Source organism: Streptomyces sp. NPDC059256 (assembly GCF_042753785.1).
GTDB lineage: Bacteria > Actinomycetota > Actinomycetes > Streptomycetales > Streptomycetaceae > Streptomyces.
Genome location: NZ_JBHYZO010000039.1, coordinates 1 through 18,745, shown reverse-complemented (window position 1 = coordinate 18,745; position 18,745 = coordinate 1). Strand labels below are relative to the sequence as shown.

Here is an 18,745-nt window from a genome sequence, read left to right as displayed (position 1 = left end):
GAGCTGGCACTGATGTCCGACGACAAGAAGCTGCTCGACTACCTCAGGCGCGCCACCGCGGACCTCGGTGACGCCAGGAGGCAGTTGCGGGAGGCCGAGCAGGCCCGGCACGAACCGATCGCGATCGTCTCCATGGCTTGCCGCTATCCCGGCGGGGCCACCTCGCCCGAGTTGTTGTGGGACCTGCTGTCCCGTGGCGCTGACGCGGTCTCCGAGTGGCCGGTCAACCGTGGTTGGGACGTCGAGGCGCTGTACGACCCGGACCCCGACCGCCCCGGCACCTCCTACACCCGGCACGGCGGCTTCCTGCACGAGGCCGCCGAGTTCGATGCGGAGTTCTTCGGGATCTCGCCGCGTGAGGCGTTGGCGATCGACCCGCAGCAGCGGCTGGTGCTGGAGACCGCCTGGGAGGCGGTGGAGCGGGCGGCGATGGATCCCCGCGCTCTGCGTCGCACCAGCACCGGTGTCTTCCTCGGGGCCATCGGCAATGGGTACGGCGCGGGCTCCCGCCACCTTCCCGAGGTTCAGGGCCTGCTGGACACGGGGACCGCGAGTAGCGTGGTCTCCGGACGGATCGCCTACACCCTGGGCCTGGAAGGGCCCGCGGTGACCGTGGACACGGCCTGCTCCTCCTCGCTGGTCGCCCTGCACCTGGCGATCCGGGCCCTGCGGGCTGGCGACTGCTCACTGGCACTGGCCGGCGGAGTCTCGGTGATGGCGACCCCCGACGCGTTCGTGGCGTTCAGCCGCCAGCGTGCGCTGGCGGTTGACGGCCGTTGCAAGGCGTTCGGAGCCGACGCGGATGGCACCGGTTGGTCCGAGGGCGTCGGAGTGCTCCTGCTGGAGCGGCTGTCGGACGCCCGTCGCAACGGCCACCGGGTGCTCGCGGTGGTGCGTGGTTCCGCAACGAATCAAGACGGTGCGAGCAACGGTCTGACCGCGCCCAGCGGCCCGGCGCAGCAGCGGGTGATCCGGGCGGCGTTGGCGGATGCGGGTTTGGTGGCGTCGGATGTGGATGTGGTGGAGGCGCACGGCACCGGTACGAGGCTCGGCGACCCGATCGAAGCACAGGCGCTGCTGGCCACCTACGGTCAGGGACGCACGGGCCAACATCCCCTGTGGCTGGGGTCGTTGAAGTCGAACATCGGCCATACCTCGGCGGCTGCCGGGGTCGGCGGTGTGATCAAGATGGTGTTGGCGATCCAGCACGGCGAACTGCCCCGGACCCTGCATGCAGAGGTGCCAACGCCGATGGTGAACTGGTCGACGGGGGCTGTGGAACTGCTCTCCGAGGCCCGCCCCTGGGATGACACGGGCCGTCCGCGCCGGGCAGGTGTCTCCGCCTTCGGGGTCAGTGGCACCAATGCGCATCTGATCCTTGAAGAGGTCCCGACCGAGGAGAACGAGCCCGCGATCGCCCCGGTGCAGCAAGGCGGTTCCCTGCCCTGGGTGTTGTCGGGGCGTTCCGATGAGGCTTTGCGGGATCAGGCGGTGCGGTTGTTGGCGTATGTGGGTGCTGGTGCTGGTGCTGGTGCTGGGGTGGGTTTGGGGGAGGTTGGTTGTGCTTTGGCTACGACGCGTTCGGCTTTTGAGCGTCGGGCGGTGGTGGTGGGGGATGACGTGGGTCGGATGCTTGATGGGGTGAGGGCTCTGGCTGCTGGTGAATCGGTGCCGCAGTTGGTGTGTGGTGGTGGGTTGTCTTCTGGTCGGTCGGTGTTGGTGTTTCCGGGGCAGGGGTCGCAGTGGGTGGGGATGGCTGGGGTGTTGTTGGATGAGTCGGTGGTGTTTGCGTCGCGGATGGCTGAGTGTGAGCGGGTGTTGGGGTCGTTGGTGGGGTGGTCGTTGTCGGGGGTTTTGCGTTCGGGTGGTTTGTTGGGTGGGGTGGAGGTGGTGCAGCCGGTGTTGTGGGCGGTGATGGTGTCGTTGGCGGAGGTGTGGCGTTCGTTTGGGGTGGTGGTGGATGGGGTGGTGGGTCATTCGCAGGGGGAGATTGCGGCTGCGTGTGTGGCGGGTGGTTTGTCGTTGGAGGATGGTGCGCGGGTGGTGGTGTTGAGGAGTCGTGCGGTGGGGGTGTTGGGGGGTCGGGGTGGTATGGCGTCGGTGTCGTTGTCGGTGGGTGTGGTGCGGGGTCGTCTTGCTGGGTGGGGTGGTCGGTTGTCGGTGGCGGCGGTGAATGGTCCGTTGTCGACGGTGGTGTCGGGTGATGCGGATGCGGTGGTGGAGTTCGTTCAGGAGTTGGTTCAGGAGGGCGTGCGGGCGCGTTTGATCGAGGTGGATTACGCGTCGCATTCGGCGCATGTGGAGGAGGTGCGGGAACAGATCCTGAGCGACCTGGCCGATATCACCCCTGTCACGGGTTCGGTGCCGTTCTATTCCACGGTGACGGGTGGTTGGTTGGATACGGCTTCGTTGGATGCGGAGTACTGGTACCGCAATTTGCGTCAGACGGTGGAGTTTGAGCAGGCGACGCGGGGGTTGTTGGAGGAGGGTTTCCGGTTCTTCATTGAGCCGAGTCCGCATCCGGTGTTGTCGGTGGCTGTGGGGGAGTCGGTGGAGGCTGCTGGGGTGGATGCGGCGGTGTTGGGGACTCTGCGACGGGGCGAGGGTGGTTTGGAACGGCTTCTGCTCTCGGTGGGCCAGGCGTGGGAGAGCGGTCTTTCGGTGGACTGGTCCGGAGCGTTTGCCGGGACCGGTGCCCAACGCGTCGAGCTGCCCACCTACCCCTTCCAACACCAGCGCTACTGGCTCGACGTTCCGACCACGAGTTGGGATGTGGCCTCCGCAGGGCTCGCCACGACCGGACACCCATTGCTCGGTGCGGCGATGCAGGTTGCGGCTTCCGGTGAACTGCTCCTCAGCGGTCGGTTGTCCGTACGCACGCATCCCTGGCTGGCCGACCATGCGGTGTCGGGAGTCGTACTGTTCCCCGGCACGGCCTTCCTCGAACTCGCGCTGCGCGCGGCCGATGAAGCGAACTGCCCGGTGGTGGAGGAACTCACCCTCCGTTCGGCGCTCGTCCTACCGGCCGAGGGAGCCGTCCTCCTCCAAGTACGCGTCGGAGCGCCGGACGGCGACGGCCGCCGGGCCCTGAGTGTGTTCGCCCGCACCACACAGGATGACGACCGGCCATGGACCGAACACGCCACCGGCACCCTGGCGTCCCAACTCCCCGGGGTCGAAACAGGGGCCGGTCTGCTGAGCTGGCCACCGACCGGTGCCGAGCCCGTGGACACCGATGACCTCTACGAACGCTTCGCCGAAGCCGGCTACCACTACGGCCCCGCCTTCCGCGGCATTCGCGCCGCCTGGCTCCGCGAGGGCGAGGTCTTCGCCGAGGTGGTGCTACCACAACCGCAGCACGCCGACGCGGCCGGATGCGCCGTGCACCCCGCCCTTCTGGATGCCGCCCTCCAGACCGCCGCACTGCTGCCCCACCAGGACGGTCAGGCCCGGTTGCCCTTCAGTTGGACCGGTGTGACCAACAGGATCACCGGTGCCACCACACTGCGCGTACGGCTCGCCGCTGACGGCCCCGACACGGTGACCCTCTCCGTCCACGACCTGGCCGGTCAGCAGGTGCTCACCGTGGAGTCGCTGGTCCTGCGACCACCTGCCCCCGACGGGCCCGTCTCCGCCGCCGCTCACTCCGATCTGCTGTTCCACCTCGACTGGACACCGGCCACCTCGTCCGTCGATTCGCCCGTGCCGACCTGGACCGCGCTCAGCGGTGCGGTCCCCGGCGTGGACACCTGGCGGGACCTCGACGCGTTGGGTGCCGCCCCGGGATCGGGCATCCCCCTCCCCGACGTGGTCGTGGCGACGGTTCTCACCCCTGACCTCTCCAACCCGTCCGACCGGGTCCACGCCACTGCGCACACCTGCCTCGCCCTGATCCAGCAATGGCTGGACGACGAACGGTTCGTCGAGACGAAATTGGCCCTGCTCACCAAGGACGCGGTCCGTACGGGACCGACGGACCGTCCCGTCGACCCTGCCCAGGCAGCTCTGTGGGGCCTGATGCGGAGTGCTCAAGCCGAACACCCCGACCGCTTCCTGCTCATCGACCTGGACAGGGCCGACTCGGCGGCTGACGTACTGCCCGCCGCACTGGCCGGAGGCGAACCGCAACTGGCCGTACGGGCAGGAGAGGTGCTCCTGCCACGCCTCGCCCGCAATGGCCGGTCCGACGGAGTGCTGCCCCTGCCGCCGACCGACACCGCCTGGCGGCTCGCCACCGAAGGCGCGGGCTCCCTGGACGACGTAGCACTCGTTCCCGCTCCCACCGCCCTGGCCCCTCTGGGCAAGGGCGAGGTCCGGATCGCGGTGCGTGCCGCCGGGCTGAACTTCCACGATGTCATCGCCACCCTCGGGCTGGACCCGGACCCCGAGCAACAGGGCCTGGGCAGCGAGGGAGCCGGAACCGTCATCGAGGTCGGCCCCGGCGTGGACGACCTGGCGGCGGGAGACCGCGTGCTGGGGATCTTCGGGGGCGCCTTCGGCCCGGTCGCCGTCGCCGACCGCCGCACCATCGCCCGGATACCGTCCGGCTGGTCCTTCGCCCGCGCCGCATCCGTGCCGGTGGTGTTCCTCACCGCCTACTACGGTCTCTTCGACCTGGGCGGACTGCGGCGCGGGGAGTCCGTGCTGATCCATGCCGCGGCCGGAGGTGTCGGCATGGCGGCGGTACAACTCGCGCAACACGCCGGTGCGCAGGTGTTCGGCACCGCCAGCCCCGCCAAATGGGACGTACTGCGTGCGAATGGACTGGACGACGGGCACATCGCCTCGACCCGCACCGTCGACTTCGCCGAGAGGTTTCTCGCAGCCACCGCCGGCCGGGGTGTGGACATCGTCCTGGACAGTCTGGCGCGGGAGTTCGTCGACGCCGGCCTACGACTGCTCCCGAACGGCGGACGGTTCATAGAACTGGGCAAGACCGACATCCGCGAGCCGGAAGTGATCGCCCGGCAACACGCCGGGGTGCGGTACCGGGCCTTCGACCTGATGGAGGCCGGACCGCAGCGCATCGGCGAGATGCTGGCCGAAGTTCTGAACCTGTTCGAACGGGGTGTGCTTCGCCCCCTACCGGTCACCGGTTGGGACATCAGGCGAGCCCCGGCGGCACTGCGGTCGCTCAGCCAAGCCAGAGGGATCGGCAAGAACGTCCTGCTGCTCCCCGCCCCGCTGGACCCGCAAGGCACCGTCCTGGTCACCGGGGCCACCGGCACGCTGGGACGGCTGCTGGCCCGACACCTCGTCGTCGCACACGGCGCACGGCATCTGCTGCTGGCCGGGCGCCGGGGCGGGTCCGCCGTCGGGATGCCGGAACTGGTCCGGGAGTTGACGGAACTCGGGGCCACCGTGACGGTTGCCGCCTGTGACGTGGCCGACCGTGCCGCGCTCGCCGCCCTGCTCGTGGCAGTCCCCGACGCCCATCCGCTGACCGGTGTCATTCATGCGGCGGGGGTCCTGGACGACGCCACGATCACCAGTCTGACGCCCGACCAACTCGACCGCGTCCTGCGGCCCAAGGCCGACGCGGCGCTCGCCCTGCACGAGCTGACCCGGGACCTGGACCTCGCCGCCCTGGTGCTGTTCTCCTCGGGCGCCGCCCTGTTCGGCGCAGCCGGGCAGGCGAACTACGCCGCTGCCAACGCGGTACTCGACGCCGTCGCCGTCGAACGCCAGGCAGCGGGACTGCCGGGTCTTTCCATCGGCTGGGGCCTGTGGGAGGAGCGCAGCGCAATGACCGCAGGGGTCACCGGCGGCCGTGGAGCGAGGTCAGGTGCACTGACCTCGGCGGAAGGTCTCGCCCTGTTCGACGCGGCGCTGAGTTCTCCCCATGCCTACCGACTCGCGGCCCGGATCGACCCGTCCGTACTGCGCGCGAATGATCGACTGCCGGCGGTACTGCGCGGCCTGGTCCGCCCGGCCCGTGCCACAACCACCGCCCCCGTTGCACCGACACGTTCCCTGGCGCAGCAACTCGCCGCGCTCCCCGAAGCCGAGCTGTATCGGACCCTGCTCGACCTGGTGCGTGGCCATGCGGCTGCGGTGCTCGGACACAGTTCCCCGGACCTCATCCGGGCGGCCCGTCCGTTCAAGGAGATCGGCTTCGACTCCCTCACCGGGGTCGAACTGCGCAACCGGTTGGTGTCGGCGACCGGGCTGCGGCTTTCGGCGGCGCTCGTCTTCGACCACCCCACGCCGCAGGCGCTGGCGGCCCATCTCGCGGCCCGTACCGCTGCCGGACGCCCGGCGCCCGAAACGGCGGTCAAGGCTGGACTCGACAGCCTGGAAGCCCTGTTGGACGCGATGCCTCCGGACGGTGTCAGCGACGAGTTGGCGGCCCGTCTGCAGGAGGTGTTGTCACGCTGGCAGCCGGGCGGATCGCCCTTCCCCAACGCGGGTGCGGGCGGTGCGGACGACCTGGCCCCCGACCGGATCGAGTCGGCGAGCGACGACGAGGTCTTCGACTACATCGACCGGCAGTTGGGACTCACATGACCCCGGGACCGATCTTCGCTGCCCCAGCATCCCGAGACGAGAACGGCGGTGTCCTGTGAGCGACCAGAGGCTGCGCGACTACCTCAACCGGGTGACGATCGATCTCCAGAACACCCGGCAGCGGCTCAGGGAGGCCGTGGCCAGCAGCCATGAGCCGATCGCGATCGTGTCGATGAGCTGCCGCTTCCCCGGTGGCGTCCACACGCCCGATGAGCTGTGGGAACTGCTCGTCGCAGGCCGCGACACCATCACAGCCGTCCCCGACGACCGCGGCTGGCAGGCCGCTTGGCCGGCCGATGGAGATGTCCCCGGCCAGGGGGCGTTCATCGACGGCGCGGGCGACTTCGACCCGGAGTTCTTCGGCATCTCGCCCCGCGAGGCGGTGGCGATGGACCCACAACAGCGGTTGCTGCTCATGGCGTCCTGGGAGGCGGTCGAGCAGGCCGGCATCGATCCCCTCACCCTGCGGGGCAGCCGAACAGGAGTGTTCGCCGCGGCCATCGACCAGGGCTACGCGACCCTGGGCGCAACCGCGTCGGAAGCCGTGCAGGGCTTCTTGATGACGGGCAACTCGATGAGCGTGATGTCCGGACGGGTGTCCTACGCGCTCGGTCTCGAAGGCCCCGCCGTCACGGTGGACACCGCCTGCTCGGCGTCGCTGGTGGCACTGCACCTCGCGGCGCGGGCCCTGCGCGCGGGCGACTGCTCGCTCGCGCTCGCCGGGGGAGTCAGCGTGATGGCGCTGCCCGCCGTGTTCGTGGAGTTCAGCCGACAGGGCGCGATGTCCGCCGATGGCCGCTGCAAGCCCTTCGCAGCCGCCGCGGACGGCACCGGTTGGGGCGAAGGCGTGGGGATGCTCCTGCTGGAGCGGCTCTCGGACGCCCGCCGCAACGGGCGTCAGGTGCTCGCCGTGCTGCGCGGATCGGCGATGAACCAGGACGGTGCCAGCAACGGGCTGACCGCCCCCAACGGCCCGTCCCAGCAGAGGGTGATCCGGGCGGCGCTCGCCGACGCGGGCCTGACGACCGGGGACGTGGACGCGGTGGAGGCCCACGGCACCGGCACCACCCTCGGTGATCCGATCGAGGCCGACGCCCTCCTGGCCACCTACGGCCAGGACCGCCTCGCCGACCGGCCCCTCTGGTTGGGGTCGCTGAAGTCCAACATCGGGCACACCCAGGCCGCCGCAGGGGTCGCCGGGGTCATCAAGACGGTGCTCGCACTGCGGCACGGCGTCCTGCCCCGCACCCTGCACGTGGACGCACCCACCCCGCACGCGGACTGGGCCTCCGGGTCCGTCGAGCTGCTCACCGAGGCCCGTGACTGGCCCGCGACCGACAGGCCCCGCCGGGCCGGTGTGTCCTCGTTCGGGATGAGCGGCACCAATGCGCACGTCGTCCTGGAGCAGGCGCCGGAGCCGGATGCGGCGGTCGACTCGGGTACGGGTCCCGAGCCGCTGACGGAGTCCGGACAGGCGTCCGGGTCGGTGCTGCCCTGGGTCCTGTCCGGCCGCTCCCCGTCCGCGCTCAGGGACCAGGCGGTCCGGCTGGGTGGCCATCTCGCCTCGGACACTTCCGTACGACCGCTCGACGTCGGGTTCTCGCTGGCTACCGCCCGCTCCGCCTTCGAACACCGATCCGTGGTGATCGGCGGCGGACGCCCCGCCCTGCTGGACGGGCTCGCCACCGTGTCCACGGGGGACGCCGGCGTCTTCGCCGGCACGGTCGGGGGCGCGCCCGGTGGAGCCGACGTCGTGTCAGGCAATGGACGGGTCGTCGAGGGCCGCACAGCACTGGTGTTTCCCGGTCAGGGCTCGCAGTGGGTCGGCATGGCGCGGGACCTGCTCGCCACCAGCCCCGTCTTCCGGGACCGGATCACCGCATGCGGCACCGCTCTGTCCGCCCATGTCGACTGGCCACTCCTCGCCGTCCTGGAGGACGAGCCCGGCGCACCCTCGCTGGAGCGGGTGGACGTGGTGCAGCCGGTGTTGTGGGCGGTGATGGTGTCGTTGGCAGCGCTCTGGGAGTCCTGGGGCGTCCGGCCGGACGCCGTGGTGGGCCACAGCCAGGGGGAGATCGCCGCCGCCGTGGTGGCGGGGGCGCTGACGTTGGAGGACGGGGCCAAGGTCGTCGCCCTGCGCAGTCGGGCCATCCGGGCCCTGGCCGGCCTCGGCGGCATGGCCGCGGTGTCCCTGCCCGAAGAGCGGGTCGAAGCGGAGATCGCCCCGTGGGCGGAGCGGCTGTCGGTCGCCGCAGTCAACGGGCCGGCCGCCGTGGTGGTCTCCGGAGAGGCGGCGGCCCTCGCCGAACTCCTCGCCCGCTGTGATGCGAACGGCGTGCGGGCCAGGGCCGTACCCGTGGACTACGCCTCGCACTCGGTCCAGGTCGAGCGGATCAGGACGGAGGTGCTGGCCGCCCTGGCGGACGTACAACCGGTCGCGGGCCGGGTGCCCCTCTACTCCACCGTCACCGGGGACTGGCTGGACACCACGGTCATGGACGCCGACTACTGGTACCGGAACCTTCGGCAGACCGTCCGGTTCGAGCCGGCCGTCCGCTCCCTGGTCGAGCAGGGCTACGAGGTGTTCCTGGAGGTCTCGCCGCACCCGGTCCTCACCATGGCACTCCAGGACACCGTCGAGGACATCGGCACCGGAGACAGTGCGGTGGTCATCGGCACCCTGCGCCGGGACGACGGCACCCTGCGCCGGGCGCTGACCTCGGCCGCCGAGCTCTGGGTGTCGGGTGCGGCGGTCGACTGGGCCGCGGTCTTCGCCGACTCCGGTGCCCGCGCGACGCACCTGCCCGGATACCCCTTCCAGCTCCAGCGCTACTGGCTGGAGTCCGAGGCGCCGAAGGAGGCAACGGCGATCGGCGCCGACCCGCACGAACCGGCGTTCTGGAACATGGTCGAGCACGACGCCCCCGCCGAGGTCGCCGCCCGACTGCGCGTCGACGAGGACACGCTCGATCGAGTGCTGCCGGCCCTGCGCGGCTGGCGGAAGCAGCAACAGGACGAGGCCATCATCGACTCCTGGCGCTACCGCATCGGTTGGCAGCCGCTGCCCGAACCGACAGCGGCCTCTCCCACGGGGCTCTGGCTGGTGGTGTCGCCCACCGGATACGGGTCCGACGAACGGGTCCGCGGCCCGGTCCTGGCCCTCACTGAACTGGGCATCGCGGTCGAAACGGTCGAACTCACGCCGGGTGATCTCCCACGCCAGGAACTCGCGGACACGCTCACCACCGCCCTCGACGGCCGTCTTCCGGCAGGAGTGCTGTCGCTGCTCGCCGTGGACGGCCGGCCGCACCCCGATCATCCCGGACTGCCCACGGGAACAGCGCTCACCGTCGCCCTGCTCCAGGCACTGGGCGACCTCGGCCTCGCCGCACCCCTCTGGTGCATCACCAGTGGAGCCGTGTCGAGCGGCGCCGACGATCCAGTCACCGACCCGGCCCAAGCCCTGATCTGGGGCACCGGGCTGGTGGCGGCGCTGGAGATGTCCGGGCGCTGGGGCGGGCTCATCGACCTACCGGCCGAACTCGACACACGCGCCAGGGCCCGACTGGGCGCCGTGCTGACGGCCACCCGAAGCGAACACGGCACCGACGGCTTGGGCGACGAGGACCAACTCGTACTGCGTACCTCCGGCCTCCTCGCCCGCAGGCTGAACCACGCACCCAGGAACGGCGGCCCTACGGAGAGCTGGAAACCCCGAGGCACGGTGCTGCTCACCGGTGGCACCGGGGCCGTCGGTCCGTACATCGCCCGCTGGTTGGCCCGGAGCGGCGCAACCCATCTCGTCCTGCCGGGCCGCCGTGGCGCCGAGGCACCCGGCGCCCCGGAACTCGCGGCGGAGCTGGGCGAACTCGGTGCGAGGCTGTCGCTGCCGGTCTGCGACCTGTCGGACCGCGACGCGGTGGAGGCGATGCTGACCGGCCTGGAAGAATCGGGCAGCCCGGTCACGGCGGTCGTCCACGCAGCCGCGTTCATCGCGCTCGCGCCGCTGGACACCACACCGATGTCCGCGTACGAGCAGATCGTCGCAGCCAAGGCCGCCGGGGCCAAACACCTCGATGCCCTGCTCGATCGGGAGCTGGACGCCTTCGTCCTGTTCTCCTCGATCGCCGGTGTCTGGGGCAGTGGCAACCATGGCGCCTACGCGGCGGCCAACGCCTACCTGGACGCCCTGGCCCAGCACCGCCGGGCACGCGGTCTGACCGCCACCGTCGTGGACTGGGGCGTCTGGCAGGCCGAGAACCCTTGGCAGGCCCCCATCGCCGCCGATGACGCCGATCTGTTCAAGCTGGAGCAACACGGCCTGCCCCGGATCTCCCCCGACCTCGCCGTCCGCGCCCTGCAACAGGTACTGGACGACGACGAAACCATGATCGCCGTCGCCGACGTCGACTGGGAGCAGTTCGCGGCGGTGTTCACCTCCACCCGCCCCAGCCCACTGCTGACCGGAATTCCCGAAGCCCGTCGCGCCCTGGAACGGCCGAGCGGCGACAGCGGCGCAGAGGCGCCCGCAGCGACGGTGTTGCGCGGACGGTTGGCCACACTGGGCGAGGTCGAGCAGCAACGCCTGCTCCTCGACCTGGTCCGCACCCATGCGGCTGCCGTACTCGGCCACGCCACGGTGGACGCGATCCGGCCGGGCAAGGCGTTCCAGGACATGGGTTTCGCCTCGCTCACCGCCGTGGAACTGCGCAACCGGCTGAACACCGCCACGGGTCTTCGGCTGCCGTCCACCCTCGTCTTCGACCACCCGTCATCGACGGCGCTCGCGGGAGAGATCCGCACACAGCTGCTGGGCCGGCAGCCCGCCGCGACAGAACCCTCCCCCCAGCCCGTGGCCGCGCACAACACTATCCTGGCTGACGATGAGCCGATCGCGATCGTGTCCATGGCCTGCCGTTTCCCGGGCGGGATCGGCACCCCCGAGGACCTGTGGCGACTGCTCGCCGAGGGCGGCGACGCCGTCTCGGAGTTCCCCACGGACCGAGGCTGGGACACCGCGGCCCTCTATGACCCGGATCCCGACAGCCCCGGCACCGCCACGGCACGGCACGGCGGCTTCCTCCACGACGCGGCCGAGTTCGATGCGGAGTTCTTCGGGATCTCGCCGCGCGAGGCACTGGCCATGGATCCCCAGCAGCGGCTGCTCCTTGAAACGAGTTGGGAGGCGATCGAACGCGCGGCCATCGACCCGGTGACGTTGCGGGGCAGCCGTACGGGGGTGTTCACGGGCGTCAACTATGCGGATTACGCCGCCGTGGTCGCGCAGTCGGACGAAGGGGACGGCCATCTGCTCACGGGCAGCGCGCCCAGTGTGGTCTCCGGTCGGGTGGCCTACACCCTGGGCCTCGAAGGCCCTGCGGTGACCGTCGACACGGCCTGCTCCTCCTCGCTGGTCGCGATGCACCTCGCAGGCCAGGCACTGCGCGGAGGCGACTGTTCGCTGGCGCTAGTCGGCGGTGTCGCGGTGATGGCGACCCCGGGGGCCATCGTCAGCTTCTCCCGTCAGCGAGGACTGGCCGAGGACGGGCGCTGCAAGGCGTTCTCCGACGACGCCGACGGGATGGGCATGGGCGAGGGGGCGGGCGTCGTACTGCTGGAACGCCTCTCGGACGCCCGGCGTCTTGGGCATCCGGTGTTGGCGGTGGTGCGTGGTTCGGCGGTGAACCAGGATGGTGCCAGCAACGGCCTCTCCGCGCCGAACGGTCCGTCGCAGCAGCGGGTGATCCGGGCGGCGTTGGCGGATGCGGGTTTGGTGGCGTCGGATGTCGATGTGGTGGAGGCGCACGGTACGGGGACGACGTTGGGCGATCCGATCGAGGCCCAGGCGCTGCTTGCGACGTACGGCCAGGACCGGTCGGCGGATCGACCGTTGCTCGTCGGCTCGCTCAAGTCGAATCTCGGTCACTCCCAGGCAGCGTCAGGCGTGGCGGGCGTGATCAAGACCGTGCTGGCCATGCGGCACGGGCAGGTGCCCGGCACCCTGCACGTCGGCAAACCGTCCAGTCATGTCGACTGGAGCCGCGGGTCTCTATCGCTCGCGACCGAGTTGCAGCCCTGGCCGCACAACGACCGCCCGTTCCGGGCAGGAGTGTCGTCCTTCGGCCTGAGCGGCACCAACGTCCACACGATCCTTGAGCAGGCGGCCCCGGTGGACGGGGAGCCGGCGCCCGAAAGGGGCCCCGGTGCCACCGTGGTGCCCTGGCTGCTCTCGGCAAGGAGCCCACAGGCCCTGCGTGACCAGGCCGACCGTCTGAGCCGCCACTTGGACAGCAGGCCAGGGCTGGACCCGCGCGACATCGGACTCTCCCTGAATGCACGCACCGCTTTCGACCACCGAAAGGTACTGGTCGGAAACGAACAGGAGTTGCGATCCCTCTTGCGCAAGCTGGCTGACGATGGCTCAGGGGTGCTCGCCGAGTCGGAGGAGCGCACCTTCGACGGTCGGTCGGTGTTGGTGTTTCCGGGGCAGGGGTCGCAGTGGGTGGGGATGGCTGGGGTGTTGTTGGATGAGTCGGTGGTGTTTGCGTCGTGGATGGCTGAGTGTGAGCGGGTGTTGGGGTCGTTGGTGGGGTGGTCGTTGTCGGGGGTTTTGCGTTCGGGTGGTTTGTTGGGTGGGGTGGAGGTGGTGCAGCCGGTGTTGTGGGCGGTGATGGTGTCGTTGGCGGAGGTGTGGCGGTCGTTTGGGGTGGTGGTGGATGGGGTGGTGGGTCATTCGCAGGGGGAGATTGCGGCTGCGTGTGTGGCGGGTGGTTTGTCGTTGGAGGATGGTGCGCGGGTGGTGGTGTTGCGGAGTCGTGCGGTGGGGGTGTTGGGGGGTCGTGGTGGTATGGCGTCGGTGTCGTTGTCGGTGGGTGTGGTGCGGGGTCGTCTTGCTGGGTGGGGTGGTCGGTTGTCGGTGGCGGCGGTGAATGGTCCGTTGTCGACGGTGGTGTCGGGTGATGCGGATGCGGTGGCGGAGTTTGTTGAGGAGTTGGTGGGTGAGGGGGTGCGGGCGCGTTTGATTGAGGTGGATTATGCGTCGCATTCGGCGCATGTGGAGGAGGTGCGGGAGCAGATCCTGAGCGACCTTGCCGATATCACCCCTGTCACGGGTTCGGTGCCGTTCTATTCCACGGTGACCGGCGGTTGGTTGGATACGGCTTCGTTGGATGCGGAGTACTGGTACCGCAACCTCCGCCAGACGGTGGAGTTTGAGCAGGCGACGCGGGGGTTGTTGGAGGAGGGTTTCCGGTTCTTTATTGAGCCGAGTCCGCATCCGGTGTTGTCGGTGGCTGTGGGGGAGTCGGTGGAGGCTGCTGGGGTGGATGCGGCGGTGTTGGGGACGTTACGACGGGGCGAGGGTGGTTTGGAACGGCTTCTGCTCTCGGTGGGCCAGGCGTGGGAGAGCGGTCTTTCGGTGGACTGGTCCGGAGCGTTTGCCGGGACCGGTGCCCAACGCGTCGAGCTGCCCACCTACCCCTTCCAACACCAGCGCTACTGGCCCGAGTCGGCGACCACGGCGTCGGCCGATGTGGGGGCGGCCGGACTCGACTCCGCCGATCACCCCATCCTCGGAGCGGCGATCGAGGTGGCGGAGACGGGTGAACTGCTGCTCACCGGCCGGTTGTCACTGCGCACCCACCCTTGGCTCGCGGACCATGCCGTGGCCGGAACGGTCCTGCTCCCCGGCGCGGCCTTCGTGGAACTGGCCGTACGTGCTGCGGACGAGGTCGGACACCACACGGTGGAGGAGCTGACGCTCCAGGCACCGCTGTTGATTCCCGCTGACAGTGCGGTCCGACTGCAAGTGCGGGTCGGCGCCCCCGACGAACAAGGAAGGCGCTCCCTGGACCTGTTCTCCTGCCGAGAGGACGCAGCGGCACCGCACTGGACCGCGCATGCGACCGGTGGACTCGCTGCCGCCCTGACGACAGAGAATCCGGGGCCCGCCCCCATACCGGCGGGCGATGTCAGTTCCTGGCCCCCACCCGGCGCTGTCCCGATCCCCGTCGATGACCTGTACGAGCGTTTCCACGCCTCCGGTTACGGCTACGGCCCCGTTTTCCAAGGGCTCACCGCCGCCTGGCGTCGCGGAGACGAGGTCTTCACTGAAGTGGGACTGCCACCGGAACATCATCGGTCCGCTGCCGCCTTCGGTCTGCATCCCGCCCTCCTGGACGCAGCGCTCCAGGGACTGTTTCTGGGCACGAGCACGGAAGAAGACCCACAGCAGGGACGGGCATCCGCTGGACTGCCCTTCTCCTGGAGCGGTGTCAGACTCCATGCCTCCGGTGCCACCGCCCTACGGGTACGACTGGGTTTCGGGCCGGACGGCTCGGTCTCGATCGATGCGACCGATCCGGCCGGCCTCCCGGTCGCATCGGTCGAGGCGTTGGTCGTTCGTCCCATCGATCTCGACGTGCTCCGACAAGGAGCCGGCCCGGACTCCCTCTACCGCGTGGAATGGTCCGCAGCGCCGATCGGTGCGCCCGCCGATCCCCTCGGACCCTGGGCGGTCATCGGCGGCCAAGAGCTGTTTTCCGACAGCCACCCGGATCTCTCCGCGCTCCGCACCGCGGTGGACCGGGGAATGCCGCTGCCCGCCACCGTACTGGTGTGGTGCGACCACACCGCACCACACCCGGCCGCCCTCGACGCCGCATCCGTACACACCGCACTGGACGACGCCCTGCGGCTCATCCAGGACTGGCTGGCCGACTCCCGTTGGGACGATGACACCCGACTCGTGCTCCTCACCCGTGGCGCGGTCTCCACGGACGTCGGCGAAGGGGTCGCCGACCTCACGGGAGCCGCGGTCCGCGGCCTCCTACGCTCGGCCCAGTCCGAGCACCCAGGGCGCTTCGTTCTGATCGACACGGATGACCCGGCCGCCGTGACCGGCCTGCTGCCGGCAGCTCTGGCCGGATCAGAACCGCAACTGGCGATACGTCAGGGCAGGCTCCTCGCCCCTCGGCTCACCGGGGTGACCGTCTCCGCGGACGCGGCCCCGAAGCTGCCGGACATCGCCGAAACCGGGGGAACCGTCCTGGTCACCGGGGCCGGCGGGGCGATCGGAAGTCTGGTGGCACGTCACCTCGTCGCCGTGCACGGGATACGCAGCCTGCTGCTGGTCGGCAGGCGAGGTGCCAAGACCCCGGGGCTCCTGGACCTTGCGGCCGAACTTCGCTACCTCGGAGCCCTGGTGACCGTCGCCGCCTGCGACGTCGCGGACCGCGAAGCCCTCGCCACCCTGCTCGCCGACATCCCCGGTGACCGTCCGCTCAGCGCGGTGATCCACGCGGCCGGTGTCCTGGACGACGGGATCGTCGAATCGTTGACCTCCGAGCAGTTGCACCACGTGCTCCGCCCCAAGGTCGACGCAGCACTGAACCTCCATGCACTCACCCACGACCTGCCGCTGACGGCGTTCGTCCTGTTCTCCTCCGCGTCCGCCACGGTCGGCAACGCCGGACAGGGCAACTACACGGCTGCCAACGTCTTCCTCGACGCCCTCGCCCAGCAGCGCCGCGCACAACACCTGCCCGCGCAGTCGCTGGCCTGGGGCCTGTGGGCCCAACGCAGCACCATGACCGGGGCTCTCGCCGACGCGGACCTGCGGCGGATGGTCGGGGGCGGCACCGCCGCGCTGAGCAACGACGATGGCCTGGCACTCTTCGATGCGGCGCTCGCCATCGACGAACCGCTCCTCGTCCCGGTCAGGATCGACCTCAACCGCCTGCGGACTGCTGCACGAACCGCACCCGTCCCAGCCCTGCTCTCCCGCCTCGTCCCCCGCAGCGCGCGCCGCCCGGCCTCCGGGACGGACGCAGCCGAGGCGGGCTCGCTGCGCCGCCGACTGGCCGGACTCGAACCGGCAGAACGAGTCGCCGCCGTGCTCGAACTGGTACGCAGGCGGGTCGCGGATGTACTCGGTCACGGCAGTGTCGAAACCGTCGACCCACAGCAGGCGTTCAAGGACCTCGGCTTCGACTCGCTCACCTCGGTCGAACTCCGCAACCGGCTGAACGCGGCCACCGGTCAACGGCTGCCTGCAACCCTCGTCTTCGACCATCCCACCCCGGTCGCGGTCGCCGCCTATCTGACCGGGCGACTCGTGCCGGACGAGGCGGCTGCCACAGGCCGCGTCCACCGAGCAGACCGGGCGGACCGGCGGGATCCGGGGGATGGGGAGATACGTTCCCTGCTCGCCACGATCCCGCCCGCCGAGCTGCGCAGGGCCGGCCTGCTCGACGCGCTCCTGCGGCTCGTCGACCGGCCGGAGGCGCCGCCGATCCCCGCCGACGACATCATCGGCATGGATGTCGGAGACCTCGTCCGGATGGCGCTGGGCGGCGAACGTGACTGACCAACACGGACAGATGGAGAGGCCGAACAGCATGCCCACGGACACGGACCAGGTCGTCGCGGCCCTACGTGCCTCGCTGCTGGACAACCAGCGGCTGCGGCTGGAGAACCGACGGCTCCTCGACGACTCCGCCGAGCCCATTGCGATCGTGGCCATGAGCTGCCGTTTCCCCGGTGGTGTACGGACCCCGGAGGACCTGTGGGAGCTGTTGGTCAAGGAACGTGACGCGGTTTCCCCGTTCCCCACCGACCGCGGCTGGGACATCGAGGGGCAGTTCGACGCCGACCCCGACGCGCCCGGGACCTTCTACGTCCGCGAGGGAGGCTTCCTGCACGACGCGACCGAGTTCGACCCGGGCTTCTTCGGCATCTCGCCGCGTGAGGCACTGGCGATGGACCCGCAGCAGCGGCTGCTGATGGAGGCGTCCTGGGAGGTGCTGGAGCGTGCGGGGATCGACCCGTCGACGCTGCGCGGCAGCCGTACCGGCGTCTACACCGGAGTGATCTACAACGACTACGGCTCCAGGCTCGGCCGGGTTCCCGAGGAACTGGAGGGCTTTCTCGGCACCGGCACCATACCTAGTGTGGCCTCGGGCCGTGTCGCCTACACCCTGGGCCTGGAAGGGCCCGCGGTGACCCTGGACACCGCCTGCTCCTCCTCCTTGGTCGCCATCCACCTCGCCTGTCAGGGGCTGCGCTCAGGCGATGCCACGCTGGCCCTGGCCGGTGGGGTGACCGTGATGTCCACGCCCGGACCCTATGTTGGATTCAGCCGCCAGCGCGGCCTGGCACCCGACGGACGCAGCAAATCCTTCTCGTCCACCGCGGACGGGGCGGGATTCGGCGAGGGCCTGGGCCTGCTCCTGCTGGAGCGACTCTCGGACGCACTGCACGAAGGGCACCCCGTGCTCGCCGTCATCCGCGGCTCGGCCGTCAACCAGGACGGTGCCAGCAACGGGTTGACCGCCCCGAACGGCCCGGCCCAGCAGCGCGTCATCCACGCGGCCCTCGATCGCGCCGGACTCACCCCGGGCGAGGTGGACATGGTGGAGGCGCACGGTACGGGGACGACATTGGGCGATCCGATCGAGGCGCAGGCGCTGCTCGCGACCTACGGTCAAGGGCGCCCCGCTGCAAGCCCCTTGTGGTTGGGATCGTTGAAGTCCAATCTGTCCCACACCCAGGCCGCCGCCGGGGTCGGCGGCGTGATCAAGACCGTACTGGCGATGCGCCATGGCCTGCTGCCGCGCACCCTGCACGTCGACCGTCCCTCGGACCAGGTCGACTGGACCGAGGGGGCCGTGTCCCTGCTCACGGCGGCCATGCCCTGGCCTGAGACCGGCCGTCCGCGTCGGGCGGGTGTGTCGTCCTTCGGTGTGAGCGGGACGAATGCCCATGTGATTGTGGAGTCGGTGCCGGTCGAGGCGTTGGCGGAGGCGCCGGAGAGTGTTTCGCGGCCCGGGGTGGTGGTGTGGCCGTTGTCGGGGCGGGATGGTGCGGCGTTGCGTGGTCAGGCGACGGCGTTGTATACGCGGATGGTGTCGGATCCAGGGCTGGATGTGGTGGATGTGGGCTATTCGTTGGCCACGGGGCGTTCGTGTTTTGCGGAACGTGCGGTGGTGGTGGGGGCGGATCGTGGGGAGTTGTTGGCTGGTGTGGGGGCGTTGTCGCGGGGGGTTCCGGCGTCGGGTGTGGTGTGTGGTGGTGGGGTGGTGTCTGGTCGGTCGGTGTTGGTGTTTCCGGGGCAGGGGTCGCAGTGGGTGGGGATGGCTGGGGTGTTGTTGGATGAGTCGGTGGTGTTTGCGTCGCGGATGGCTGAGTGTGAGCGGGTGTTGGGGTCGTTGGTGGGGTGGTCGTTGTCGGGGGTTTTGCG

At 70.2% G+C, this 18,745-nt stretch carries 3 protein-coding genes; all 3 read left to right on the top strand.

The window, feature by feature from the left end; translation table 11 throughout:
- Positions 1–9: 9 nt before the first annotated feature.
- The gene (locus tag ACFXJL_RS34440; protein WP_384699366.1) at positions 10–6,507 is read left to right on the top strand and encodes an SDR family NAD(P)-dependent oxidoreductase; all 6,498 of its coding nucleotides are present in this window, start codon (positions 10–12) and stop codon (positions 6,505–6,507) included.
- Positions 6,508–6,535: 28 nt separating this feature from the next.
- Entirely contained in the window at positions 6,536–16,873 is a 10,338-nt protein-coding gene (locus ACFXJL_RS34435) for a type I polyketide synthase (protein WP_384699364.1), read from the top strand.
- A gap of 31 nt (positions 16,874–16,904) precedes the next feature.
- Positions 16,905–18,745, top strand: a 1,841-nt coding sequence (locus tag ACFXJL_RS34430) for a type I polyketide synthase (RefSeq protein ID WP_384699359.1), incomplete at its 3' end; no start/stop codon positions are given.